Genomic DNA, 24,932 nt, shown 5'->3' on the forward strand with positions numbered 1-24,932 from the left:
AGTTACAAGCGCACGAGGCATTTGACATTCAATACTCAACATTAAAATTTCAACCTTACTTTGATGCTCTCCTTTGTCCTCTCTTTCCTACTGGCCCTAATACCTGCCAAAAGCCCTGTTGCTGGCCCGGTAGAACCCTGTAAAATCTACGGCTCGGTGTACCTGGAAACCGACCCGGCCCGGCGCACCTACTGCCATGCTACGGTGTATGTGGAGCCAGAGGAGGCCTTTGCCGACATGCTGGTATTCAAGGAAAACAACCGGCTATTTGCCGATAAAGTAGGACTGTGGGCCGATGCGCCCGCCCGCGATTTTGCCGACTACGTGTTATTGGTGGTAACCGACCGTAGCCGCGCTGATTTCAGCATTCACTACACCACCGTGCGCTCGTTTGCCGGCTGCAAAACCAATAACTAGCTGCCGGCGAAACAGCCGTTTGCCCGCGCCTGCCTGCTTTGCCGATGTCGAGAGAAGCCGCTGAACACGACGACCCGACCGCCGCGCACACCTATATTTTTGAGGGACTTTCGCTAGCCGACCTGACAGCGGGCATGGTGGCTGCGCACAGCGCAAATGCGGAAGGCAGCGCAGCTCCCGGCCGCCACTTTCTGACCATTGAGCCCGAGACGCTGATTATCAACGACGGTACTTTCGGTCAGCCTTCGGCGCAATCGTGGTTTCCAACGGTGGCCGTGACCCAAGCAGCGGGCAACCTGCGCCTAAGCTGCCTGTGTGCGGTTTCTGGGTCACACTTGTGCGAGCATCAGGTGCTGGTGCTATTGGCACTACTGCATCGGCCAGAGTTGCGCGTGTTCTTTGACGAGCAAATGCGCCGGCAGCAGTTGGTAGCCGCTGCCCGGCCTTATGGCTTGGAAAGCGAGCGCAACCTGGAGGCGCATTTCAGCTTGCGCTACGTTGGCCAGCGGCTGGAGGTTATGCCGCGGCGGGCGGGCTTGTTTCCTCTCACGGTTTCGGCCCAGCGGCAGTTGGCCGAGGCATTGCTGCCGCCGCGCCGGGAGTTTCCGCCACGGGCCGGGGCCGATGTATTGCCCACGCAGCGCATGATTGTGGTCGGCAAGCACAAATTCTATGACCACCTCACCGTCCACCTGTTTGAGGCGGCGCTGACGGCCGGAGGCAAACCCAAAAATCCGCTCACCTGGGTGCCGCCGCTGGAGGCTGGCCTGGATGGCGATGACCTAGCGGTGGTGCGCTTCTACACGGGCATCTCGCAGCTGCAGCACCAGCACAGCGAGCGCAACCCGGTGGCCGACCAACAGGCCCTGCGCGCCTTAGTGCGCAACCCGCTGGCCCTGCCTGTGTATGCGAGCGACGCCCCGGTTTCGGAAAAAACCACAGCCCAGACGTTGCGGCCGCTCACCCTGCATCTAGCCCCGGCCGATGTGCGGATAATGGTGGAGGAAGAAGCTCCATTCTTTGCCGTTTCGGCCAGCGTATTGCTTAATGGTAAGCCGCACGACTTGCGCCTGCTACCCCTGAAATACGGCACATTCGTGGCACTGCAACCCGATGCCTGGTACCTGCCCGACCGGCCGGAGGTGACACGGCTACTGGCTTTCTTCAAGGCGCGCCACAATGCCTTACTGCTGCATAAAAGCCAGTTTCCGGCGTTTCAAGAGAATATTCTGAGCAAGTTGGAGCACTGGGTGGAAATCGTGTACACGGACCTGGCCCCGGCCACGCCGGTGCAGCTGGCGGAACATGGTTTCGCGCAGGCCCCGGAGCGGTTGATTTACCTGGCCGACTCCGGTGGTTTCATCGACGTGCTGCCGGTAATGAAGTACGGCAGCGTGGAGGTGCCCATTCTCTCGCGCAAAACTATTTACGCCACCGACCCAGCCACGGGCAAGCCCTTTTCGGTGCCCCGCGACCGGGCGGCTGAGCTGGCGTTTACGGTGCTGCTGGTGCGGCAGCAGCCGGCGTTTGAGGAGCAGCTGGAGCTGGGGCGCGAAGCACTGTATCTGTCGCGCCGGCAGTTTCTGGAGGAAGAATGGTTTTTGGAGGCTTTTGAAGTCTGGGAGAAGGAGAAAATTGCGGTGCTGGGTTTCAATGAGCTGAAAAACAATCGACTGAACCCGAATAAAGCGAAGGTGACGGTACGGGTGGGCACCGAAGTCAACTGGTTCGATACCGAGCTGCACGTCCACTTTGGTGGGCAGCGGGCGCCGCTGGCGAGCATTCATAAAGCCCTGCGCAATAAGAACAAGTACGTGACGCTGGGCGACGGCACGCATGGTATTTTGCCCGAGGACTGGATAGCGAAATTCGCTCGCTACTTCGCCGCTGGCGAGTTGGTCGGCGACCGGATTCGGACACCCAAAATCAACTACGCTGCTATTCGGGATGAGTACGAAGATGCAGCCCTTGCCCCGGAAACCCGCGCTCAACTGGCCGAGTACGAAGCTCAAGTAGCCGACTTCGCAGGCATTGCCCCACTGAGCCCACCGCCTGGGCTACGCGGCCAGCTGCGGCCCTACCAGCAGCACGGCCTGAACTGGCTGGGCTTTCTGGATACCTTTAATTTTGGCGGCTGCCTGGCCGATGACATGGGACTGGGCAAGACCATCACAGTACTGGCCTTCCTGCTCACGCAAAAAGCCAAAATCCCTGGCGCGGTTAGTCTGGTAGTGGTGCCTACTTCGCTGGTATTCAACTGGCGGGCTGAGGCGGCGAAGTTTGCGCCAAGCCTGCGGCTGCTCACGGCACACGGCCCGGACCGCCCGCGCAGCTCGGATGTATTTGCCGGGTACGACGTAGTGCTGACCACTTACGGTACGCTGCTTACCGACATTGTTTTCCTGAAAAACTACCGGTTCAACTACGTATTCCTGGACGAGTCGCAGGCCATCAAGAACCCCGATTCGCTGCGCTACCGGGCGGCGCGGCTGTTGCAGGCCCGCAACCGGGTGGTGCTCACCGGCACGCCCCTCGAAAACAATACCTACGACCTCTACGGGCAGCTTTCCTTTGCCTGCCCGGGCTTGCTGGGCAGCCAGCAGCACTTCAAGGACCTGTTTGCGGTGCCCATCGACAAGTTCAACTCGGACGTGCATGCCCGGGCGCTACGGCGCAAAATCGAGCCCTTTGTATTGCGGCGCACCAAGCAGCAGGTAGCCGCCGAGCTGCCGCCCAAAACCGAGATGGTGCTGCGCTGTGAGATGGACGAGGAGCAGCGTCGGGTGTACGATTTTTACCGCAAGGAGTACCGCGACCGCCTGATGGGCCAGCACCCCGACCACCCCCTGAAGGAGCGGGCCAACATCCTGCAGGGCCTCACCAAGCTGCGGCAGATTTGCGATTCGCCGGCCCTGCTGCCCGATGCGGAAGGCTTCGGCGCGGCCTCGGTCAAGCTCCAGGTGCTGCTACGCGAAATCGACAACAAGGCTCCGCAGCACAAGATTCTGGTGTTTTCGCAGTTCGTGCGCATGCTCGATATCATTCGGGCGGCGCTTGCAGAGCGGGGCATACCGACGGCCTACCTCACGGGCCAGACCCGCGACCGGGCGGGTGCTGTGGCTGCTTTCCAGAACGACCCGAAGGTGCGGGTGTTTCTCATTAGCCTGAAAGCGGGCGGTACCGGCCTCAACCTGACCGAGGCCGATTACGTGTACCTAGTAGACCCATGGTGGAACCCGGCGGTGGAAAACCAGGCCATCGACCGCAGCCACCGGCTGGGCCAGGACAAGCCCGTGGTGGCCGTCCGCCTCATTTGCCCGGACACCATCGAGGAGAAAATCCAGACCATGCAGGCCGGCAAAACTGCCTTGGCTAGCGACCTAATCCGGACCGATGCAGCCGTGCTAAAGTCGCTGTCGCGGGCTGAGCTGCTGGACTTGTTCAGCTGATTAATCAGGCGGCGTACACGGCAACCTATGTGGAGCCAGGCGCGAGCGCCTGGCTCCATCAGGAGCTGAAGGTTTGTTGTCCGGAAGGAAGGTTTGTTCTTCAGACGAAAGGTTTGTTGTGCGGAAACGGTTGGCGGGCGTCCGGAAACGAAAAGCAGGTGCCCGGAGGCAAGGTTTGTGGTTCGGAAACGGTTGGCGAGCATTCCGAAGCAGTTGGCGGACGTCGGGATGCAAAGGTTTGTGGTTCGGAAACAGTTGGCGGGTATCCGGAAGCGGTTGGCGGGCTGCCGGATGCAATTGGCGCAGCTTCGGGGTGCAAGTTCTGCGGCCTAGTTTTGTACATGGATTTTATTGAACTGACCGTCGAAGCCCCGCGCGAGCTGGCCGACATTCTGGTGGCTGAGCTGGCCGAAGTAGGCTTCGATACCTTTGAAGACACTGACGAAGGCTTCCGCGCCTACACCACCGAGGACGTGTTTAACCCCGATGCGGTGGGCGAAATCATGGCCCGTTACTCTGGTATCGGCGATTTGAACCACTCGCACCGCATCATCACCCGCCAGAACTGGAACGCTGAGTGGGAGAAGAACTTCCAGCCCCTCATTATTGCCGAGCGCGTGTCGGTGCGGGCGCCGTTCCACCCCGAGCCAGCCGGCGTCGACTACGATATCGTGATAATGCCGCGCATGTCCTTCGGCACGGGGCACCACGAAACCACAGCCCTCATGATTGAAAACCAGCTCGATGTAGACCACAAAGGCCTGCGTGTGCTGGACATGGGCACCGGTACCGGCATTCTAGCCATCATGGCCGAGATGCTGGGGGCCCGCCAGGTGCTGGCCGTGGACACCGAGCCCTGGACCGTGGAAAACGCCCGCGACAACGCCGCCGAAAACCAATGCCACGGCATTGAGTGCCGCCTGGGCGGCGTGGAAACGCTGGCGAACGAGGAGCCCTTCGACCTCATCCTGGCCAACATCAACCGCAACGTGCTGCTCGAAGACATGCACGAGTATGCCCGCCTGCTGCCCAGCGGCCGGCCTATCCTGTTCAGCGGTTTCTATGAGGAGGACCTCCCGAAAATTCAGGCGGAAGCCAGCAAGCACGGCCTGCGCTACCAGCGCCATCGCACGCTGCGGAGCTGGGTGTCGGCGGTGTTCGAGAAGGCGTAGCATGAATTGCCGGTGATGGCATCGTTCCCGGCATCGATTGCGCGAATAAAAAGGCCATTAGCGGCTATTTGGGGGTAGGGGAGGACGTAATATTAGGTGAGAATTACCGGGTTGCGATGGCTAATAAAAGCCGTCGCGGCCCGGTAATTTTTCAGCTGACTCCCTTACTTATTCCCACTATGACGTCTTTTTCCTCCCAGTATCTTACTTCCCTTCTTGCCCACCCGCGCCGCTCGGCTCAACTTGGAATGGGCCTTCTGGCTACGCTGGCTGGCTTAGCGACCAGCGCGCCGGCGCAGGCCCAGCAACTGGCTTTTCCGGGGGTGGAAGGGGCCGGGCGCTTTGTAAGCGGTGGCCGCGGCCGGGCCGCCACGCCCACCACGGTATTTGAGGTGACGAGCCTGGCCGACACCAACACGCAGGGTACCCTGCGCTACGCCCTCAGCCAGTCGGTCAGCACCTATCCGTACCGCACCATTGTGTTTCGGGTATGCGGCACCATCCGCCTGACAGCGCGCCTGAGCATTCCGCGCAACACCACCATTGCGGGCCAGACGGCCCCCGGCGACGGCATCTGCATCGCCGACCGGCAGGTATCAGTGAGCGGCGACAACGTCATCGTGCGCTTCGTGCGCTTCCGCCTCGGCGATTTCTATCCGCAAACCAGCGGCGGTGGCATGGTCAACGGCAACGGCGACGACGACGCCTTCAGCAGCCAAGAGCGCAAAAACATTGTCATCGACCATTGCACCATGAGCTGGAGCGAGGACGAAGCCTTCACCTTCTACGGCGCGGCCACCGACTCTATGACCCTGCAGTGGAACATGATTTCGGAGCCGCTGAACTACTCCTACCACTTCGAAAACGGCGACCAGGACTACGAGCGCCACGGCTACGGCGGCATCTGGGGCGGCCGGCGGGCCTCGTTCCACCACAACCTGTTTGCCCACTGCAGCAGCCGCACTCCGCGCTGGAACGGCACCCGCTACGGCGCAGCCATTGGCTCGGAAAACTGCGATTTCCGCAACAACGTCATCTACAACTGGGGCACCGGGGCCAACACCTACGGCGGCGAGGGCGGCAACTACAACATGGTGAACAACTACTACAAGTACGGCCCCAACAGCGGCACCAGCACCAGCGCCCGTTCCCGGGTGATGAACCCCTATAAGCAGACCACCGCCCCGGTGCTACCTTACGCTCAGGTGTACCTCACCGGCAACTATGTCGACAGCAACCCGACGGTGACGGCTGCCAACTGGAAAGGCGTGACCATGCAGGGCAGCACCCAGGCCGATACCGTGCTGTCGAAGGTGCTGACGCCATTCAACATTGCCCCCCTCAACACCCAAACTGCCCAGGATGCTTACGTGTCGGTGCTGCAGGGCGTGGGCTGCATCCTACCCGTGCGCGACGCTCTGGACCAGCGCATTGTCAACGACGTGCGGAACCGCACTGGCGCCATCATCGACGTGCAGGGCGGCTTCCCGGCGCATTCGCCCTACAGTGTGTCGCAAGGCGCCTGGCCGGTGCTGACCTGTGGCCCCGCACCCGCCGACACCGACCACGACGGCATGACCGATGCCTACGAAACCGCCAACGGCCTCAACCCCAACAACGCCGCCGACCGCCAAACCATCGCTGCGAATGGCTACACCAACCTCGAAAACTACCTCAACGGCCTCGTAACCGTTGTGACGGGCACCAAAGCCACCGCCGCCCTCACCGAGCCGCTGCACCTCTTCCCCAACCCCGCCAGCGAGCAGCTGACGGTGGAGCACCCGAAAGCCACACCTGCTGCTCGCATCACCATCTACAACTTCGTGGGCCAGCGTGTGGCCATATTCACCCCCACCACCGGCGTCCTCAACACGCCGGTCAACATCAGCAGTCTGGCCAAGGGCAACTACATGCTGGTGTACACAGATGAAAACGTGAAGATGACGGCCAAGTGCACGCGGGAGTAGATAATTAGAATTGAGAATGGAAAAGGCCCGCTGGACATCGTCAGGCGGGCCTTTTTGTTAAGATATGGCACAATACAACCAGTAGTAATGCGAATTACATTGTTAAGCTACTGCTGGTTGAGATGCGCTATGGCGCTACGATAAACTTTTTAGCGTCGGTAGTGTAATCGGGCCAAATGATGTAATAGGAATATAGACCACTGGCCCAGCTTTTTACCGAAACCTCAACCTTATTTTGCGTGCCAGCCGGTACCTGTTGCGTCCAGACCTCCTGACCCAGCACGTTGCGAACGTGCAACTGGCCAGCCGATAAGCTGTTGGCTGGTTTTGCATAGGCAATGGTCAATAAGTCAGCAACAGGGTTCGGGTAAGTCTCCGTTTGATTGGCTTGGTCGCTGGCCTGTGTACCCGTTGGCAAGGCAATCGTAACGGTGTAATCTTCTACTTCGCCCGTGATAGAATAGACACAAGGTGCTCCACCAGCCCCATTGGGGTTTCCGGCGTTGAAGCTTCTAACGCGCAGACCAGTAGGGCCGGATACCGCCGTGGCCGGCACATTCAGGGTGGCCACCGAAGCTTGCCCATTCTGCGTGTACGTACTTAGCTGGGTAAATTCCGAAACGTCAAACGCTCCGTTGTGATTGGAGTCGAGCCAGACCGAAACGCTGCTGCTGCCGTCCGTCACCACCGACATTTGGTAGGTGCCGCCCGCTTGCAGCGTGGCGGTGTTGGATGGACGGGTGGGCGCATAGTACGAGTACGCCTGTAAGGTGCCGCCCCCCGAGCTGCGCCCATCGTCGCAGACCGGAATCTGGTAGGCATTGTCAAGCGTCGTATTCAGAATAGTAAAGGCCGTAATGGCATTACTCGAACAGCTGCCGCCCAGCCCAGCGGTGCAATACCCGGAAGGGGTCGTGAACGACAGACCGGCGCTAGGCGTAGCCCCACCGCTTGTGCATTGCCCCGTCAGCGTCACTTGGTAAGTGGTAGCCGCCGTCAGGCCCGTCACGGTCAGGGAACAACTAGCTAGCCTGCGTCTAATGCTGCACCAGCAGCTTGCGCGTGGCCGGCGGCTGGCTGGGCCAGCTCAGCTCGCACACATACAGCCCCTGCGCCAGCCCAGCCGTGGGCAGCCGCACCGTCCCGGCCGCACTGGCCGCCACCGCCGCCCGGTAGGCCTCGCGTCCCAGCACGTCGCGGATGCGTAGCGTACCCGGCCCCATCAGGCCCGCCGGGCAGCGGTAGGAGAGGGTAGCGAACTCATCAGCCGGATTAGGGTATATCGCATCGAGCGCAACATGAGTAGCTGCGGGTGCTACTGGGTTGCTGGCCGCTGTCACCACGGTTGGCAGACCCCGCAGGCTGATGTGTGCCGCGTAGGTTTTGCCCAGGCAGGTACCCAGCACGTACACGGCACTATCGCCATCGGGCAGTAGCTTGTTGGCCTGAAACTGCGAGCAGATGGTGCTGATGAACTGGTAAGTGTTCAGCAGCTGACCCGTGGTTCCGTTCAGCCGTAACAGGTAGTAGGGATTGTTATTAGGAGAGCCTTGCAGGTTGGAGGTCAACACTAGCACCGAGCTGTCTTGTAGCTCGCAGGCCCCGGCAAAAAACATGCGACGCGGAAACCCGAACAAGGGCCGTGCCCGGTAGGTGAATTGCCATTGTGGTTGCAGGCGCCGGTTCACTTTCAGCACCATCGAGTACGTCGCACCTACGGTATCCAATTCCGCTAGCATGGTAAACCCACCCCCTCGCAACGCCAGCAGCCGGTCCTCAAAGGCCCCGTTGGCGCGCAGGAAGCCGTTGGGGTAAGCATACATCAGGGTGTTGAGCGAGTCGCCGTTCTGATTGACTAATAGCATCCGCAAACGGGAATCAAAGCCAGGGGCCGGAGCGCTTTGCCCGGCTAGCAGGATATTGCCATCGGCCGTGTAGCGCATCCCGGAAATGAAATCACCATCACTTAGCCCATAGTTTCGTTGCCAGAGGATGACGCCCGTAGTATCGGTTTTAATAAGCTTAGAGAATTTGCGACTGAATACGCTTGGACCGTCCACCTTGGCACTAATAAAATAGCCGTTTGGAGCGGCTAGTAAATCCGTACTGGTATCAGTGTTACCACCGTCTATGTCCTCAATAAGCGTTATTTGAGGCAATGATAGTGGGCTGGTATAGCGGTAGAACGCCAAATCTCTTAGGTCTGTAGGCCAGTTGAGGCTTATAGCAGTAGTAGCAACAGTGTACCCACCAGTAGGAGCAAGAACGACAGATTGAGTTCGCCAAGTTGAATTGGAAACCAAGGGACCAGTACCTAACGAGTCTAACTGCCGTGAGAAAAGCTGGAAATGACTAGCCCATGATGCGGGCTGCGGTGCACTAATCAGACTGTTAACTAGTAGTAAGCCTGCTGGCGTATATCTACACCCAACATAAGGCGTGCCACTAGTCCGGTCAAGAATCTTCTCCCGCGTGATGCGTTGGGCGTGTAGGATACCCCTAAAGCAGAGCAATAAAAGCAGTAGAAGTAACGTGCGCCGTTGCATTGTCGCTGCTAATTAGTTGCCTAAATATAGGCAGGTGCTATCGGAATTGTTATTCTCCTCGTAGCACCTGCCTGCATTCGTAGTTCTTATTTTTGAATAACGAGGTGATGGGCAGCTTGCGCTTTGCCATCTACCACAAAGCGGTAGCTGTACTGCCCGGCGGGCAGGTGTTTCAAGTCCACCGTTGTTTCGGCATACACTGCTTCGCTTGCCGTAGCTGGGAGTTGCTTATGTGAAATTTCTGTCGCTAAGCCTACTCTAAGCTGAGTCCGAAGGAAGTGTACACCTACTGTACACGGCCACCTACGCCCTCGTCAGCCTGTAAACTTGGATAAGTTACATTTCAACGATTAATTCAGTTATGGCACGGCCCGCTCAACATCGTCAGGCGGGCCGTGCCATCCTCAATCCTGGCTCAAATCACCAGCTTCGGCAGCGGCTGCGACGACTCCCGCACCACCAGCGTGGTGGGCAGCTTCATGGTGCTGGGGCCGGTGCTTTTGCTCTTGCGCTCAATCTGCTCAATGAGGCGCTCGGCGGCGAGCTGACCGATTTCCTGCGCCGGCTGGGTCACGGTGCTGAGCGGCGGGTTGAGCAGATGGGCCGACTGTGAGTTGGTGAAACTGAGCAGCGCCACCTGGCCAGGTACATCGATGTTGCGTTGGCGCAGCGCCGCGAGGCAGCCCAGTGCCAGCCGGTCGCTGGCCGTGAAAAACGCATCGGGGGGCGGCGAGAGGGCCAGCAACTCATCCACTAGCGTGCCGGCCTCGTCGGGACCGAAGGTACCATAGCGCACCAGGCTTTCATCATAAGGCACGCCATATTGCTCCAGGGCGGCGCGGTAGCCGGCCAGCCGCTCCTGCGCAATGCTGAGGTAAGGCGGAATGGTGAGGTGGGCAATACGCCGCCGCCCGGTTTGCAGCAGGTGAGAGGTCGCGGCGTAGGCGCCTCCGAAATTATCGGCCACCACCTGGGTCACGGGCAACTCGGCCGACACCCGGTCGAACAGCACCAGGGGCATGTTCTGGCTGATGACGGACTTGAGATGCGCCACGTCGGCTGTTTCGCTGGACAGCGAGAGCAGCAGGCCGTCTACGCGGCGGGCCATGGCTTGCTGCACGTTGGCCACCTCGCGCTCGTACGACTCGTGGGTTTGGAAGATAATGACGTGGTAGCCCCGATTGTAGGCAATGGCCTCGATGCCGTTGATGGCCTGCGAAAAGAAGTTGTTCGCAATCTGGGGTACAATGACAGCCAGGGCCTTGCTGCTGTTGCCTTTTAGGCTGAGGGCAATGGGGTTGGGCCGGTAGTTCAGCCGCTCAGCGTATTCCATCACCAGCCGCTTGGTTTCGGGGCTGATTTCGTAGCTGTCGCGCAAGGCCCGCGATACCGTCGAGGTCGACAGGTTGAGGGCGTGCGCGATGTCCTTGATGGTAACGGGGTCCAAGCGTTTAGGGAAAGGAGAGTACGAGATAGGGCCTTGGCAACCAATGCTGCCCGCCTTAGGGTAACTACCAGATGACTGGCCCGATGGTTCCGAAAACGTGCCTGGCCGACCATTTCCACCACCGCCAACGTTCCACTAGCGGGGCTGGGGGCCAGTCGGCCGTCCTCCCCGGGAGTCTTCACCAAGCCAAATCCACCACAAGAGTACCAAATTTTTGGCTAAATCGGAACCCCGGCCCACATATTAACCCAGCACCCAGCGCAAAATATGCGTAGTGCGCCCGCATGGGCTTCACGGCTTCGCCATCTTTGTGCTGTAATCTAGGACTTGGTTCGCGCGTTCCGAACCAGTCGTTTTCGACCAACTTGTCAACATGAGAAGAATGCGTTTGCAAAAAGGAATGGCCGTGGCCTTGCTGGCGGCGGGCGTGGCGCTGTCGGCCTTCCGGCCCCAGCCCACCGACGACGGGCTGCTGGCCCGCATCGCGCGCCAGCTGGGCGATTTCTACACTGCCGCCCGCCAGGAAAAGGCTTACCTGCACATCGACCGGCCGGTATACGGCACCGGCGAAACCGTCTGGTTCAGCGCCTACGTGGTCGATGCCTCACGCCACCAACTCGATTCCCTTAGCTCGGTGCTGCACGTCGATTTGCTGTCGCCCGAGCGCAAGGTGGTGGCCCGCCGCACTATTCGCTTGCAGGGCGGCCGTGCCAACGGGGACATCGACATTGCCGATACGCTAGCAGCCGGTACCTACGTGCTGCGTGCCTACACCAACTGGATGCGCAACGCGGGCGAGGACTTTGTGTACAGCCGCCGGCTGAGCGTGTGGCCCGCCTCGCCCCTCGGCCCCCAGGAGGCCCCAAAGCCTGCCGCGCCCACCACCGCCTACGCCCGCGCCAAGGCCTTGACTGCCTCGCGTCCCGATGTCCAGTTTTTCCCCGAAGGTGGCTACCTGGTGGAAGGCCTGCCCGCCGTGGTGGCCTGCAAAGCCACCGATGCCAGTGGCCGCAGCCTCGACGTGAAAGGCCAGATTCTAAACGCCCAGAATGCGGTGGTGGTAAGTAGTTTCAGCAGTCGTCACGGGGGCATGGGGCGCTTCGCCTTCGTGCCCGGCGCGAGCCAGCACTACCACGCCCACCTCACCTTTCCCGATGGCAGCGCGGCCGACTTTCCCCTGCCCGCCGCGCAGGCCACCGGCTACACGCTCCACGTAGTGGACGGCGGCGAAAACTTTCTGGTGGAAGCCCGCTACCGGGGGGCTGCCGGTGCCCCGGCGCCCGGCCCGGTGCTGCTCATGACGCAGGTGCGCGGCGTAGCGGCTTACCCCGGCCCCCGACCCCTCACCAGCGACGCGCCGGCCACGTGGCGCATGCCCAAGAAAAATTACCCCACCGGCATCGTGCATTTCACGCTGTTTGATGGGCAGGGCACGCCGCAGTGCGAGCGGCTAGCTTTTGCCCAGAATGGGCCGCCTAGCCTGCGCATCAGCATCACGCCGGACCAGGCCGGCTACGGGGCCCACGCGCCCGTGCAGCTGGCCGTACGCGTAACCGATGAGGCCGGGCAACCGGTAGCTACTACTTTCTCGCTGGGCGTGAGCGATGCCGGCCTCGCCGCCCTCGACCCCAACGCCGAAACCATTGCCTCCAACCTGCTGCTGACTTCCGACCTGGTGGGCTACGTGCAGGACCCCGGCTACTACTTCCGCAACCAGTCGGCTGCCACCAGCCAAGCCCTCGACGACTTGCTGCTGACCCAGGGCTGGCGTCGTTTTGTGTGGAAGCAGGTGCTGAGCGGTGAGCCCGCGCCGCTGCGCTTCTCACCCGAGCAGGACATCAGCCTGGTGGGGCAGGTGGTGAGCGAGCACGGCAACCGCCCCATCGCCAACAGCCAACTCACCTTCCTGCAAAGCCGCCCTACCCGCACCGTCGTCACAGGCACCACCAATGCAGATGGGCGCTTCAGCTTTGCCGGGGTGCCGGTGCGCGACACGGCCATAGTAACGCTGCAGGCGCGGCGCTCGCAGGGCGGCAGCAACGTCATCATCAAGCCTGATACCGGCCCGCCCACGGAGGGACAGCCGCTGCCCGCGTTGCTATCGCTGGCGCAGGCTCCGGCAGCGGTATCCACCTTTGTGCGCCGCAGCCGCCAGGCCCAAGCCGCCGAACTGGACCTGCACCCCGAAAAAGCGGTGCGCAATATTAACCTCAGCAATGTGGCGGTGACGGCCAAGCGCGTAGCCGTGCCCCGCGACGACCCCCGCCGCCTCTACGGTGCCACCGGCGGCACCGTGATTGACTTTGCCAACGAGCCAGCCGCGCAGTCGGGCCTGAACATCCTGCAGTTCCTGCAAGGCCGGGTAGCAGGCCTCACCATCAGCGGCAACCCGCCCAACATGACGGCCCAGATTCGGGGCAGCGGCTCGCCCTTGTTTATTCTGGATGGCAACCGGGTTGACATTGATTTTATCAGTACGCTGTCTTCGGCGGATATTGAGTCCGTTGAAATCTTTAAGGGGACTGAGGCGGCAATTTTCGGCGGCAGTGGCGGGGCTATTGCTATTTTCACCAAGCGGGCCAATCCCAATTACAAAGGTGCCGACAAGGGCCCCGCGCCCGGCATTGCCGTGGTGAAGCTGCCAGGCTTCTACGAGACGCGCGAGTTTTATCAGCCGCGCTACAACGCCCTGGTCACCAACCCGCCCGCTGACCCGCGCACCAGCACTCTCTACTGGAACCCCCTGATAAGCACCAATGCCAAAGGCGAAGCCGAACTGCACTTCTTCACCGCCGATGGCGGGGGCAGCTTCCAAGCGGTGGCCGAGGGCCTGAGCCGCGACGGCCGCCCCGCCCTGGGCAGCGGCACCATCACGGTGCGCGGCAAATAGCCTGCGCAAGCTTGCCAGCAAAAAAGCCCCGCCGAATCCATCGGCGGGGCTTCTTGTTGAGCGGGAGAATGGGTAGAATTCGCGCCCTTTGTGGTGAGCGGTAGGCGGTTATTCCACCACCACCTTGCGCGTCACCGGAGTACCGTCTACGTTGAGTCGGAGAGTATAGACGCCTGCCGCCAGCCCGCGCACGTCAAACTCGGCATCGATGGGCTGGCCCGCAGTAGCCGTCAGCTGTCGGCTGCGCACGGTTTGGCCCAGCGTATTGATGAGCGTGGCCGCTACGGGGGCTTTGCTATGCAGAGCCGGCAGCTGCACGCGGAACGAAGCCGAAGCCGGGTTCGGGAACAGTAGGAGCTGGGCGCTGAGCACCTGGGCCGGCGAGGTGGCAGTAATCACCGACGCAGCTCCTTTAAAACGCACGTTTTTCAGGAAGGCATAGCGAGGGGTACTCGTGCTGCCGCAGGCGAAGTACAGGCGGACTGTCAGGGTCTGGCCGCCAGCCAGCGTGATGCCGCCATTGCGCAGGGCTACGCGGTAGAGAGCCGTTGGGCCGGCCGTCTGGTTCAGCAGCGGGAAAGAGTTGGTGAAGTTGCCGCTGGGCGTAAATACCAGCGCCCCACCGGGCCCGGTACCACCCACTATTTCCGTAGAGTCGGCGGGCGAGCTGAAGCCATTGAGCGAATACACTACCGCCATCTTGGTGTTGGAGCTGGTGTTGTAGAAAGCCGAATTAAACAGTAGCGAATCGACGCGGCCCGTGGAATTGGCGGCCAAAGTCAGCGTGAACTGCTCGTAGTACATGCGGTTGAGCGTGCCACCCACAGCCGTCCAGGTACCATCGCCGTTGGCGCTGGCACCGAAAGCCTGGCCAAATTGATTGGAGTAGGCCGGAATGCTGGCCATGGTAGTACCATTAGAGAGGTAGAGGCGGCGCAGCGTAGGCGTGGTAGGCACCACGCGGCTGTTGCGGGCCTGCGTGCTGTCGGCGTTGTTCACGCGCAGCGGCCACTGCTCCAACACCGTTGAAACGATAGGGGCCGGAACCACGTCGCCCTTGATGCGCAGGTTTTTGAGCATGGCGTAGCGGGGCGTGCCGGTGCTGCCGCAGGCAAAATACAGGCGGAACGTCAGCGTTTGGCCGCCGGCCACGCTCACACCGCCGCTGGGGTTGGCAGTGCTGGGGCCGTTGAGGGCCACGCGGTAGAGAGCCGTGGTGCCCGCCGTCTGGTTCAGCAGCGGAAACGACTTGTTAAAGTTGCCGCTAGCCGAGAGGGTCTGAGCCCCACCAGGGCCGGTTACCCCCGTGATTTCCGTAGAGTCGGCGGGCGAACTGAAGCCGTTAAGCGAATACACCACCGCCATTTTGGTATTGGAGCTGGTGTTGTAGAAAGCCGCGTTGAAGAGCAGCGAATCCACGCGCACCGTCGAGGTGCCGGCGGGCACCGTCATCGTGAACTGCTCGTAGTACATGCGGTTGAGCGTACCACCCACAGCCGTCCAGGTGCCGTCGCCATTGGCCGAGGGTCCGAAAGCCTGCCCGAACTGATTGGAGTAGGCCGGCACGGTAGCCAGCGTGGTGCCGTTGGAGAGGTAGAGGCGGCGCAGCGTGGGCGTGGTCGCGGCCAGGCGGGGACTGCGCACCTGGGCACTGTCGGCGTTGTTCACACGCAGTGGCCACTGCTGCAGAATGTTAGAGGTAACGGTAGGAGCTACGATGGCCGTGCCGTTCAATGTTAGTTGCACATTGGTGGCGTTGGTGCTGGTAAGGGTAAGCGTGCCGGGGTAAGTAGCAGCCGTGGCAGCATTCAGCCGGACGTAAACCGGGGTGCTGGCCAGCGTGCCTGCGGTAGGAGTGAGGGTTAAGCTGCTGGCGTAGGTACCGCCCGAAGTCAGCGAAACCTGGTAGTTGGCCGAGGCCGTTACGGTCACGGCGCTAGTCAGGTCAGTACCCGAAACGGCCACGCTCTGGCCCGGCGAGCCCGCCCCCAGCTGCTGCGTGAAGTTGCCCAGCGTACCAGCCGCCACAATGGTCGGTGCGCTGCTGATGGTTACCGTGTCTGACGACGTCTGACGGGTGGCCGCGCTGCCCCGCACGAAGTATTTGTACAGGCTGCCCGAAGCCGGCACCGCATCCGAATACGAGTAATTGAAAACCGTGTCGCTGGGCTCGGTCTGCGTGTTCACCACGCCAAAAGCGCCGAGGGCGGCCGGCGGCGTGGCCGTAGCGCGGTACACGCTCAGTACGTTGCCGTTGGTGGGCCAGCTCGTGTTCCAAGTGAAGGCTGATGTGGTAGCGCCTTTCACGCCCTTGAAGTTGTTGACAATAACCGTCTTCACAAATGGCGTCGTGCAGTCAATCAACGCGCAAGGGTCCCAGGTACCGAAGATATTGGCTTTGGTATAGGTTGCGGCTTCGGTGGCCGTGAGCTGCGTGGAAGTCTGCGCGGGCGTTAGGCCCTGGCCCGATAGCACCCGGGTGCCCACGTTGACGGCCCGGCCGTTGAAGTGCGTGTTCTGATATTCCACGAAATAGGAGTCGCGGATGGTTGCCGTGCCGGCCGAGCTGGTTGGCGACCAGCCCTCAGCCAGAATCAGGGGTGTGGAGAGGTTGCAGTTCAGGAAGGCCGCCTTAGGATTGGCCTGCCAGGGACGGCCTAGGTCGTAGGTAGTGCCGCCGGCCACCGAGTGCCCGGTCACGTTACAGTTCTTAAACACCAGCCCGAAGGCCTGCCCGGCCGGCGTGTTCGGCACCGCGATGTAGGAAGTAGAGGCCGTTGCCTTCACCTTCGCATAAATGTTGCAGCTCTCGAACAGGGCGATGGCGCTGCCAAAAATAAAGTCGGTGTTGCCCTCAATGTAGCAGTTCAGGAAGTATTGGCGCGGTGCGCCGTTGCCCTTCAGGTACACCGTGTCCTGGTTGCCCAGGAAGCGGCAGTTGCGGAATGCCGCCCGGTCGTTGTTCACCAGAATGGCCACGGCCTGCCCGTTGGATGCCGACTCGCCAAATGAGTTTTCGAAGGTGATGTTCAGGGCTGAGAAGTCGGCCGCGTTGATGGTAACCGAGGCCGAATTCTGGGTGCCCAGCGCCACGCCATTCACGAGGGTGCCTGCCGAGTTGTTGTAGGTGATAATGGTGTTGCCCACGCTTTCGCCCACCAGCTGAATAAAGGGCTTGGTGGCAGCCACAGTCACCAGCTCCTTATAGCGGCCATTCTTGATGAAGATGGTGAACGGTGTGGTGCGACCCGTCGGGGCCGCGTCGATGGCGGCCTGCACGGTGGTGTAATTGCCGGTGCCATCCTTGGCCACCGTGAAGTCATAGGCAAAAGCAGGCGACGCAAAAGCCAATAAAACAAGGCTCAGGAATGTCCAGAACCTAGCCGTTGGCCCGCGCCAGGCGAAGGCCGAAGAGAAAAAGTTTACCATGGAGAAGTGTGTTGAGTGGGAATTCTAACCAAATATTACCTAGCCCCTCAGCCAAAGCCACTATACTTCATGGGTTTATTTGTGCAATCGTTCCCGGCAACGATGCCAGTAGGGTGATGAATCACTCACTGATGATTGCAATGATTGATTGCGATAGGTCCTGCCATTCTTTTCAGGTTACAGGTATAAAAAAACAAGCGCCCCCTGCATAGCAGAAGGCGCTTGATGGCAAGCTTATGAATGCGTAGAAACCTATTCCTTCACAATGCGGGCGCTGCTGCGCTGCGCGCCGTCGGCGTACTCTACCAGGTAGAGGCCATTAGCCAGCGCACTTAGGTCAACGGCGGTTTCCGTGGTGCCAAGCTGAGCAGCAAAAGTAGCCACCTTGTTGCCGGTAGTACCGAACACCGTCACGCGGGCATCGCGGCTGGCGGCAGCGTGAGGCACCGCCAAGCGGTTCTGAGTAGGATTGGGATAGGCAGCCAGATTAGTGGCAACCAAGCTGGAACGAACGGCGAGAACGTTAGCCGTATAGGCTTGGCGGCTCTTAATCGTTACGTTACGCAGCAGCACATAACGACCTGCTGTGTTGCTGCCGATGGCCGGATAGAGGCGCACCGTGAGGGTTTGACCAGCAGCCAAAGTCAGGCCATTGGCGTTGTTGTTAAAGGCAAAGTGGAAGTCGTCCTTGGGGTTCAGGGCATTGTCCTGAGGCAAATAAACATAAGCCGTCGCGGCGCTGGTACCTGTGATGCCGGTTCCAAACGAGCCATTATGTGCTGCGGGCAGGGTTCCGCCGGGTGTTGAGGATACACTTGTGCTGCTACCAGAATTGGTAGCAGGGCCTTTGGCGTAGCTGAACTCGGTAGAGTCAGTCGCAAATCCATTCAGCGACCATAGCAGCGACAGACGGCCGTTGGTGGTTTGGGTAGTCCGAATGTTGAAACCGAGCGAATCAACCCGTAGCGGGGCCGTAGCTGTGATAGAAAATTGCTCGTAATGGGCACCTTTAGGCGAGCTAGCTAGGGTGCTAAATCCGGTGCCATCAGGGGCAGCACCGAATGCTTGTCCTTTCGCCGAATAAGCAGGCACTGAGCCACCGGTGGTTCCACCATCAGACAGTACCAGTTTAAGCGTGGGGGCAGCGGTGGTAGGCACGCTGTGCAGGAAGGGGGTGTTTGCAGTGACTCCAGTGGAGCGTACCGCAGCGTTGTCGCTGTTGTTGGCCGTCATCGGCCATTGTACGAATACCGGCGTTTGAGCCAAGGCTACCTGTGCCGAACCCAGGCCTGCAAGTAAAACAACAGTAGATAGTAATTTATTTTCCATGTGGTTAAATTGAAAAGTGAGAATGCGAAATGGATGAGAAACAGATAAAAGCCAACTGGTTTGGTTATATAAGTGAGCAATTACTCATGCAATTTCCCCAGATTATATCGAAAAACGTATCAGACGGGTTGATTTTAGTTGCGCAATCGATGCCGGGAACGATGGCGTAACTGGTTCGCTTTCGAACTAATGTTTCGCACCTATTACGAATCTTAGAACGCTTTGTAGCACTTGCTTACTCCTCTGCCGTCCAAAGCAGCCTGACTCGATAACGTTCCCGGCATCGATTGCGCAAAAAAAGGTGCCTTGCCATGTCACTACAGGGGAGTTCCGGCTTGGAAGGGGCCTAATATTGTTAGGGCAATAGGGCCTTTTTCTATTTAAAAATGGCTGCACGGACGGGTGTGGCCGCGTTCACCCCACCCATGAAATCAACCTTGGCATTGCTGCTGGCAGGTTCGGCGGCCTTCCTCACCGCTGCTTTCCGGCCGGCAGAAACTCCGAAAATCCAGGCGCCTCACATACCCTTTGAGGGCATGCTCATCGGCGACCTGCCTGTGGTGCTGCAAGCGTCTTTTAAAAAGGACACATTTAATCTGGCTAAGTACGGTGCCGTAGCTGATGGGCAGACGCTGAATACCGAAGCCTTCCGCAAAGCCATTGAGGCCTGCGCCGTGGGCGGGGGTACCGTGCTGGTGCCACGCGGCCTCTGGCTGACGGGGCCCGTTGTGTTGAAAAACAACGTGAACCTGCACCTGGCCACCGGTGCGCTCGTGCAGTTTACGGCTGACCGCAGCCAGTACCCGCTCATCAAAACCACTTGGGAAGGGGAGGATGCTATTCGCAGCCAAGCTCCGCTTTCGGGGGTGGACCTGACCAACATCGGCATCACCGGTAACGGGACGTTTGATGGTGCTGGTGACGCCTGGCGCCCCGTTAAAAAGAACAAGCTCAACGAAACGCAGTGGCAGAAGCTAGTAGCATCGGGTGGGGTGCTCAACGATAAGAAAGATTATTGGTATCCCTCCGCAGCCTCGCTGAAGGGCAACCAGCTGGCAGCAGCCGGCAAGCCGCGGAAGAGCCTCAACCCAGCCGACTTTGACGACATTCGGGATTTCCTGCGGCCTAATATGCTGAGCCTGACGCGGTGCAAGCAGGTTCTGCTGGAGGGCTTTACTATTCAAAATTCGCCAGCCTGGACCATTCATCCTCTGCTCTGCGAGAACATTACCGTGCGCAATGTGACGGCTCGTAACCCCTGGTATGGCCAGAACACGGATGCCATTGACCTTGAGTCGTGCCGCAACGGCTTGGTGGAAGGCTGCACATTTGATGTGGGCGACGACGGCTTATGCATCAAGAGCGGCCGCGACGAGGAAGGCCGTAAGCGCGGCGTGCCCACCGAGAACTTCATTATCCGCGATTGCAAGGTGTATCATGCCCACGGCGGCTTCGTGATTGGCTCCGAAATGTCGGGTGGCGTGCGCAACATGTATGTGAGCAACTGCACCTTTATTGGCACCGATGTTGGCCTGCGCTTCAAGACGGCCCGGGGCCGCGGCGGCGTAGTCGAGAACGTGTTCGTGGATGGCGTGGACATGACCGACATTGCCGGCGAAGCCGTGCTGTTTGACATGTACTATGCGGCCAAAGACCCCGTGCCGCTGGCCGGCGAATCGATGGCTCCGCCTGTCATTGCCGCGCAGCCCCTGAACGAGGGCACGCCGCAGTTCAAGGGCTTCCAAATTCGGAACATAACCTGCAAGGGTGCCACTACTGGCATTCTGGTGCGCGGCCTACCCGAGATGAGCATCAAGGACATCAGTATTGAAAACGCCGTGCTGGAAAGCAAAAAGGGCCTGCTGTGCCAGGAGGCCGAGAACATCCGCCTGAAAAATGTAACCCTGCTTTCCACTGAAACCATGCCGGTGATGGAGGTGCAGAACAGCCGCAATATCTCGCTCGATGGTATCCGTTACGCCAACGGAGCGGACCTGCTGCTCCGCGTGACCGGTGACCGCAGCAAAGACATTCGCCTGACCAACACCAATACCAAGCTGGCGAAGAAAGATGTGCAGTTGGGTGATAAGTTGGCCAAAAAAACCGTAACCGTAGCGCAACGCTAGCCTCTTTCGAAACTAACCAAGAGCACACTTTTCAGAGCACCGCGAAGCATCTTTACGACTTCGTTCTACTACAGAGGACTGCCCCGGCCCCTACGCCGCTCAATGCGTGAAATGATGGAGCTCAACTGTAGAGATGCTTTGCTACGCGCTGCCTGACGTGCTGCTAATGAAACAAACCACCCGCTTCCTGTTGCCGCTGCTGGGCCTGGCGCTACTGGCCGAAACCAGCTCCGCCCAAACGGCGCGCCCCGCCGCTTATTCCCAGCGCATGGCCGATGCCTTTATCGGCTGGCATCCCGATTCCATTGTAATCGGCAAAAACAAAACTGCTCGTTGGGATTACGAACAAGGCCTGATGATGCGGGCCTTGGAACGCGTGTGGCAGCGCACCGGCGACCCAAAGTACTTTACCTACATTCAAAAAGACCTCGACCAGTTTGTGCAAAAGGATGGCAGCATCCGGACTTACAAACCCGAAGATTACAACCTCGACAACATGGCTAGCGGCCATGCTTTGCTGCTGCTCAGCCAGACGTCGGTGCCCGGCAACGACAAGTACATCAAGGCTGCGCAATACCTGCGCAAGCAGCTCGACGGCCAGCCACGCACCAAGGAAGGCGGTTTCTGGCACAAGAAGGTGTATACCAATCAAATGTGGCTCGATGGCTTGTACATGGCTGAGCCGTTTTACGCCGAATACAGCAAGGTTTTCAACCAGGCAGCGGGGTTTGATGACGTGGCCAAGCAATTTGCCCTGATTGAAAAGCACTTGGTCGACCCCAAAACCGGCCTGCTTTACCACGGCTACGACGAGAGCAAAGAGCAAGCCTGGGCTAACAAGACCACCGGTCAAAGCCCCAATTTCTGGGACCGCGCCATTGGGTGGTATGGCATGGCGCTGGTCGATGTACTCGACTATTTTCCCCAGAACCACCCGCAGCGGCCCATGCTCATCAAAGCCCTGCAACGCCTAGCTCCTGCTTTGACTAAGTACCAGGACCCTAAAACTGGCACCTGGAGTATTGTAATGGGCCAGGAAGGCCGAAAGGGCAACTACGCCGAAGCCTCGGGCAGCAGCATGTTTGTGTACACGCTGGCCAAGTCTGTGCGCTTGGGCTACCTCGATAAAAAGTACGCGGCCGTTGCCAAAAAAGGCTATGATGGTATCCTGAAATCCTTTGTCGCTACAGAAGCTGGCGGCGCGCTGGCCTTCAATGGCACGGTGAGCGTGGGCGGCCTGGGCGGCAAGCCCTATCGCGACGGCTCCTTCGACTACTACCTGTCTGAGCCGCTCCGCAAGAACGATTTGAAAGGGGTAGGCCCCTTCATCCTGGCTAGCACCGAGATGGAAATCGCGGCTGAAAATGCCATTGGCCAGGGCAAAACCGTGGGCCTGGATTACTACTTCAACCACGAGATGCGCAAAAGCCCGCTCACCGGCGAGCAGGAGCAGTGGCACTACACTTGGGAGGAACACACCCACGGTGGTTTCTGGCTGTGGGGCAACCAGTTCCGCGAGTTAGGTGCCCAAACGGTAGCCGTGCCCACGGCTCCGACGGCCGCCAGCCTCAAAAACCTGAGCGTGTACGTCATCGTCGACCCGGACTCGCGCAAGGAAAGCCCCAAGCCCAACTACATCCAGCCCACCGACAGCAAGGCCATCACCGAATGGGTGAAGGGAGGGGGGACGCTCGTCCTGCTAGCCAACGACACGGCCAACTGCGAAATCAAGCACTTCAACGAATTGGCCAAAAACTTCGGCGTGCAGTTTACCGACCAAAGTGTGAACATGGTGCAGGGCTCGCAGTTTGAACAGGGCAAAGTGGATTTGGCTTCGGGCAGTGCCGTTTTCAAAACTGCCAAGACGGCCTATATCAAGGAACTGTCGGTGCTATCGGTAGCGGCGCCAGCCCAACCGTTGGTCTCCAACAACGGCAAAGTCATCATGGCTACGGCCCGGCTGGGTAAAGGGAAGGTTTTCATCCTCGGCGACCCTTGGCTCTACAACGAGTACACCGATGGCCGCAAAATTCCGGCTTCATTTGAAAACTTTCAGGCAGGTAAGGACCTCGCCACCTGGCTGCTGAGCAAGTAGCGAGTGCTTACTTATTGAGGATGACTAAAAAAGCCGGGCCTGCCCGGCTTTTTTTATGAATTCTGGCCAAAATATGCCTCCCACTATTGCCATACGCAATCGAAACCGATAGCTAAACGTTGCAACCGTTTGCGTAAAAATGCCTCCGCATAATTGGCACTATTTGAAAAAAAACCTTTCAGAAGCCGTTTTTTTACCGGAACATTACTTTCCCATAGCTTCGCCACCCTTGCACCTCAGGTGCTTCGGAGGCAAGCCTCCTCCTTAATTCCCACTTATTCTTTCAATGAATCAGCACACCCTCAGTACGATTGACTACATCGTATTCTTCGTCTATTTTATCATCGTATCCGGGTACGGCATCTGGGTATATCGCCGTAAAAGCGGCCACGACGGTACTCTGGAGGGCAACTCCAAGGATTATTTCCTCGCCGAGGGTTCTCTGACTTGGTGGGCCATTGGGTCCTCACTCATCGCCTCCAACATCTCGGCCGAGCAGTTCGTGGGCATGTCGGGCTCGGGCTTTGCCATGGGTCTGGCCATTGCCACTTATGAGTGGATGGCGGCCATTACCCTGGTCATCGTGGCCGTGTTCTTCATTCCGGTTTACCTGAAGAACAATATTGCCACCATGCCGCAATTCCTCAGCCAGCGGTACAACTCCACGGTGGCCATGATTATGGCGCTGTTCTGGCTGGCGCTCTATGTAGTGGTGAACTTGACCTCGATTCTCTACCTCGGGGCCATTGCCATCAGCAGCATTGCGGGCCTCAACCTCAACTTCTGCATGTACATGCTGGCGGGCTTTGCTGTCATCATCACGCTGGGTGGTATGAAGGTTATCGGGTTTACCGACGTTATCCAGGTGTTCTTCCTCATTCTTGGAGGCTTGGCCACCACCTATCTGGCCCTGAACCTGGTTTCGGAACACTACGGTACCCATGGCGTCATCAACGGTTTCAACCTGATGACCACCCATGCCAGCGACCACTTCCAAATGATTTTCAAGCGCGACAACGAGCATTACCTCGACTTACCTGGACTCACTGTCCTGCTCGGCGGCATGTGGATTGTGAATCTTAACTACTGGGGCTGCAACCAATACATCACCCAGCGCGCCCTGGGCGCCGACCTGCCCACGGCCCGCTCTGGCATTTTGTTTGCCGCCTTCCTCAAACTATTGATGCCCGTGATTGTGGTGCTGCCCGGCATCGCCGCGTATGTTCTTTACAAGCAGGATGTATTCGGGGCTGCTGAGTTTGGCTCGGGTGCCGACCTGAACCCTGACCGTGCCTACCCAGTGCTGCTCAACATTCTACCGGTGGGTCTGAAAGGTCTGTCCTTCGCTGCCCTCACGGCTGCCGTGGTAGCCTCGCTGGCCGGCAAAGCCAACTCGATTGCGACCATCTTCACACTGGACGTGTACCATAAAGTCTTCAAAACCGATGCCACTGAGAAGCAATTGGTAGCCACCGGCAAGATTGCCGTAGTCGTGGCTATGATTCTGGGTGTGCTCATTGCACCGCACCTAGGCATCGATAAAAAGGGCGGCTTCCAGTACATTCAGGAATACACTGGCTTCGTGTCGCCGGGTATTTTCGCCATGTTCATTCTGGGCTTTTTCTGGAAAAAGACGACTTCCACGGCCGCGCTATTTGCCACCATCGGCGGCTTCCTGCTGTCGGTGATGTTTAAGTTCCTGCCCACCTACATGGACTTGTCGTTCTTGGCCCCATTCGGCTTCGCCGTGCAGCCCAAAGGCTCCAGTATATACGAAATTCCCTTCCTCGACCGCATGGGCTTCGTATTTGTCATCTGCATCATCATGATGATTATCATCAGCCTGTTTGAGAATGCGCGCGGGGTGAAAACCAAAGGGCTGGAAATCGACAGCAGCATGTTTAAACCGCAGCCCAGCTTTGTGATTGGCGCATCTTCCATCATCGTTATCCTCACGGTGCTCTACACCATCTACTGGTAGTAGCGGCGGCAGGAATTCGACCAATTTTCAACGGCAGCAGGCGCAAGCTTGCTGCCGTTCTTTTTTGTTTTTTGATAACCTCAA

The 24,932-nt window shown here is 59.2% G+C and carries 13 protein-coding genes; 8 read left to right on the forward strand and 5 right to left on the reverse strand.

What is annotated here, in order from left to right; genetic code table 11:
- Positions 1 to 63 precede the first annotated feature (63 nt).
- From J4E00_RS23355 to J4E00_RS23370, 4 genes are all read left to right on the forward strand, one after another.
- Positions 64 to 417 carry a hypothetical protein gene (locus J4E00_RS23355; RefSeq protein ID WP_208177768.1) on the forward strand — a complete coding sequence of 118 codons (354 nt, stop codon included), beginning with the start codon at positions 64 to 66 and terminating at the stop codon, positions 415 to 417.
- 44 nt (positions 418 to 461) lie between these two features.
- Positions 462 to 3,866 (forward strand): DEAD/DEAH box helicase, encoded by a 3,405-nt coding sequence (locus J4E00_RS23360; RefSeq protein ID WP_208177770.1) that lies wholly within the window; start codon positions 462 to 464, stop codon positions 3,864 to 3,866.
- A 341-nt stretch (positions 3,867 to 4,207) separates the two neighbouring features.
- A complete protein-coding gene (prmA, locus tag J4E00_RS23365) occupies positions 4,208 to 5,038 on the forward strand; it encodes a 50S ribosomal protein L11 methyltransferase (RefSeq protein WP_208177772.1) in 831 nt (276 codons plus the stop codon).
- A 179-nt stretch (positions 5,039 to 5,217) separates the two neighbouring features.
- Positions 5,218 to 7,005, forward strand: coding sequence for a T9SS type A sorting domain-containing protein (locus J4E00_RS23370; protein ID WP_208177774.1), 1,788 nt, complete (start codon positions 5,218 to 5,220; stop codon positions 7,003 to 7,005).
- Between the two features lie 127 nt (positions 7,006 to 7,132).
- Here the strand turns inward: J4E00_RS23370 and J4E00_RS23375 are convergent, their stop codons facing one another.
- The 3 genes from J4E00_RS23375 to J4E00_RS23385 all read right to left on the reverse strand — a co-directional run bounded on the left by J4E00_RS23375 (position 7,133) and on the right by J4E00_RS23385 (position 10,998).
- On the reverse strand, positions 7,133 to 8,014 hold the full coding sequence (locus J4E00_RS23375) for a GEVED domain-containing protein (protein WP_208177776.1): 882 nt from the start codon (positions 8,012 to 8,014) through the stop codon (positions 7,133 to 7,135).
- 28 nt (positions 8,015 to 8,042) lie between these two features.
- On the reverse strand, positions 8,043 to 9,164 hold the full coding sequence (locus J4E00_RS23380) for a T9SS type A sorting domain-containing protein (RefSeq protein WP_208177778.1): 1,122 nt from the start codon (positions 9,162 to 9,164) through the stop codon (positions 8,043 to 8,045).
- Between the two features lie 802 nt (positions 9,165 to 9,966).
- Positions 9,967 to 10,998: a LacI family DNA-binding transcriptional regulator gene (locus tag J4E00_RS23385; protein ID WP_208177780.1), complete on the reverse strand. Its 1,032-nt coding sequence runs from the start codon at positions 10,996 to 10,998 to the stop codon at positions 9,967 to 9,969.
- A 382-nt stretch (positions 10,999 to 11,380) separates the two neighbouring features.
- On the opposite strand from J4E00_RS23385, the gene J4E00_RS23390 reads away from it, so the two are divergent.
- Complete coding sequence (locus tag J4E00_RS23390) at positions 11,381 to 13,888, forward strand: TonB-dependent receptor plug domain-containing protein (protein ID WP_208177782.1); 2,508 nt, start codon at positions 11,381 to 11,383, stop codon at positions 13,886 to 13,888.
- A 108-nt stretch (positions 13,889 to 13,996) separates the two neighbouring features.
- Here the strand turns inward: J4E00_RS23390 and J4E00_RS23395 are convergent, their stop codons facing one another.
- Both J4E00_RS23395 and J4E00_RS23400 read right to left on the reverse strand, forming a co-directional pair.
- Positions 13,997 to 17,317, reverse strand: a complete 3,321-nt coding sequence (locus J4E00_RS23395) for a pectinesterase family protein (RefSeq protein ID WP_208177785.1) — start codon at positions 17,315 to 17,317, stop codon at positions 13,997 to 13,999.
- Positions 17,318 to 17,569: 252 nt separating this feature from the next.
- The gene (locus tag J4E00_RS23400) at positions 17,570 to 18,646 is read right to left on the reverse strand and encodes a T9SS type A sorting domain-containing protein (protein ID WP_208177787.1); all 1,077 of its coding nucleotides are present in this window, start codon (positions 18,644 to 18,646) and stop codon (positions 17,570 to 17,572) included.
- Between the two features lie 425 nt (positions 18,647 to 19,071).
- Here J4E00_RS23400 and J4E00_RS23405 point away from each other — a divergent pair, with 425 nt between their 5' ends.
- The 3 genes from J4E00_RS23405 to J4E00_RS23415 all read left to right on the forward strand — a co-directional run bounded on the left by J4E00_RS23405 (position 19,072) and on the right by J4E00_RS23415 (position 24,848).
- Entirely contained in the window at positions 19,072 to 20,772 is a 1,701-nt protein-coding gene (locus J4E00_RS23405) for a glycoside hydrolase family 28 protein (RefSeq protein ID WP_208177789.1), read from the forward strand.
- A gap of 166 nt (positions 20,773 to 20,938) precedes the next feature.
- Positions 20,939 to 22,867 carry a glycoside hydrolase family 88 protein gene (locus J4E00_RS23410; protein WP_208177791.1) on the forward strand — a complete coding sequence of 643 codons (1,929 nt, stop codon included), beginning with the start codon at positions 20,939 to 20,941 and terminating at the stop codon, positions 22,865 to 22,867.
- A 286-nt stretch (positions 22,868 to 23,153) separates the two neighbouring features.
- Positions 23,154 to 24,848: a sodium/sugar symporter gene (locus J4E00_RS23415; protein WP_208177793.1), complete on the forward strand. Its 1,695-nt coding sequence runs from the start codon at positions 23,154 to 23,156 to the stop codon at positions 24,846 to 24,848.
- Positions 24,849 to 24,932: the final 84 nt, after the last annotated feature.

The organism is Hymenobacter negativus (assembly GCF_017571495.1).
Lineage (GTDB): Bacteria > Bacteroidota > Bacteroidia > Cytophagales > Hymenobacteraceae > Hymenobacter > Hymenobacter negativus.

Bases quoted from the DNA above. Each gene is read 5' to 3' on its own strand.
- J4E00_RS23405 (WP_208177789.1), top strand. From the start codon at position 19,072: ATGAAATCAACCTTGGCATTGCTGCTGGCAGGTTCGGCGGCCTTCCTC.
- J4E00_RS23355 (WP_208177768.1), top strand. From the start codon at position 64: ATGCTCTCCTTTGTCCTCTCTTTCCTACTGGCCCTAATACCTGCCAAA.
- J4E00_RS23410 (WP_208177791.1), top strand. From the start codon at position 20,939: ATGAAACAAACCACCCGCTTCCTGTTGCCGCTGCTGGGCCTGGCGCTA.
- J4E00_RS23395 (WP_208177785.1), bottom strand. From the start codon at position 17,317: ATGGTAAACTTTTTCTCTTCGGCCTTCGCCTGGCGCGGGCCAACGGCT.
- J4E00_RS23400 (WP_208177787.1), bottom strand. From the start codon at position 18,646: ATGGAAAATAAATTACTATCTACTGTTGTTTTACTTGCAGGCCTGGGT.
- J4E00_RS23390 (WP_208177782.1), top strand. From the start codon at position 11,381: ATGCGTTTGCAAAAAGGAATGGCCGTGGCCTTGCTGGCGGCGGGCGTG.
- prmA (WP_208177772.1), top strand. From the start codon at position 4,208: ATGGATTTTATTGAACTGACCGTCGAAGCCCCGCGCGAGCTGGCCGAC.
- J4E00_RS23360 (WP_208177770.1), top strand. From the start codon at position 462: ATGTCGAGAGAAGCCGCTGAACACGACGACCCGACCGCCGCGCACACC.
- J4E00_RS23415 (WP_208177793.1), top strand. From the start codon at position 23,154: ATGAATCAGCACACCCTCAGTACGATTGACTACATCGTATTCTTCGTC.
- J4E00_RS23370 (WP_208177774.1), top strand. From the start codon at position 5,218: ATGACGTCTTTTTCCTCCCAGTATCTTACTTCCCTTCTTGCCCACCCG.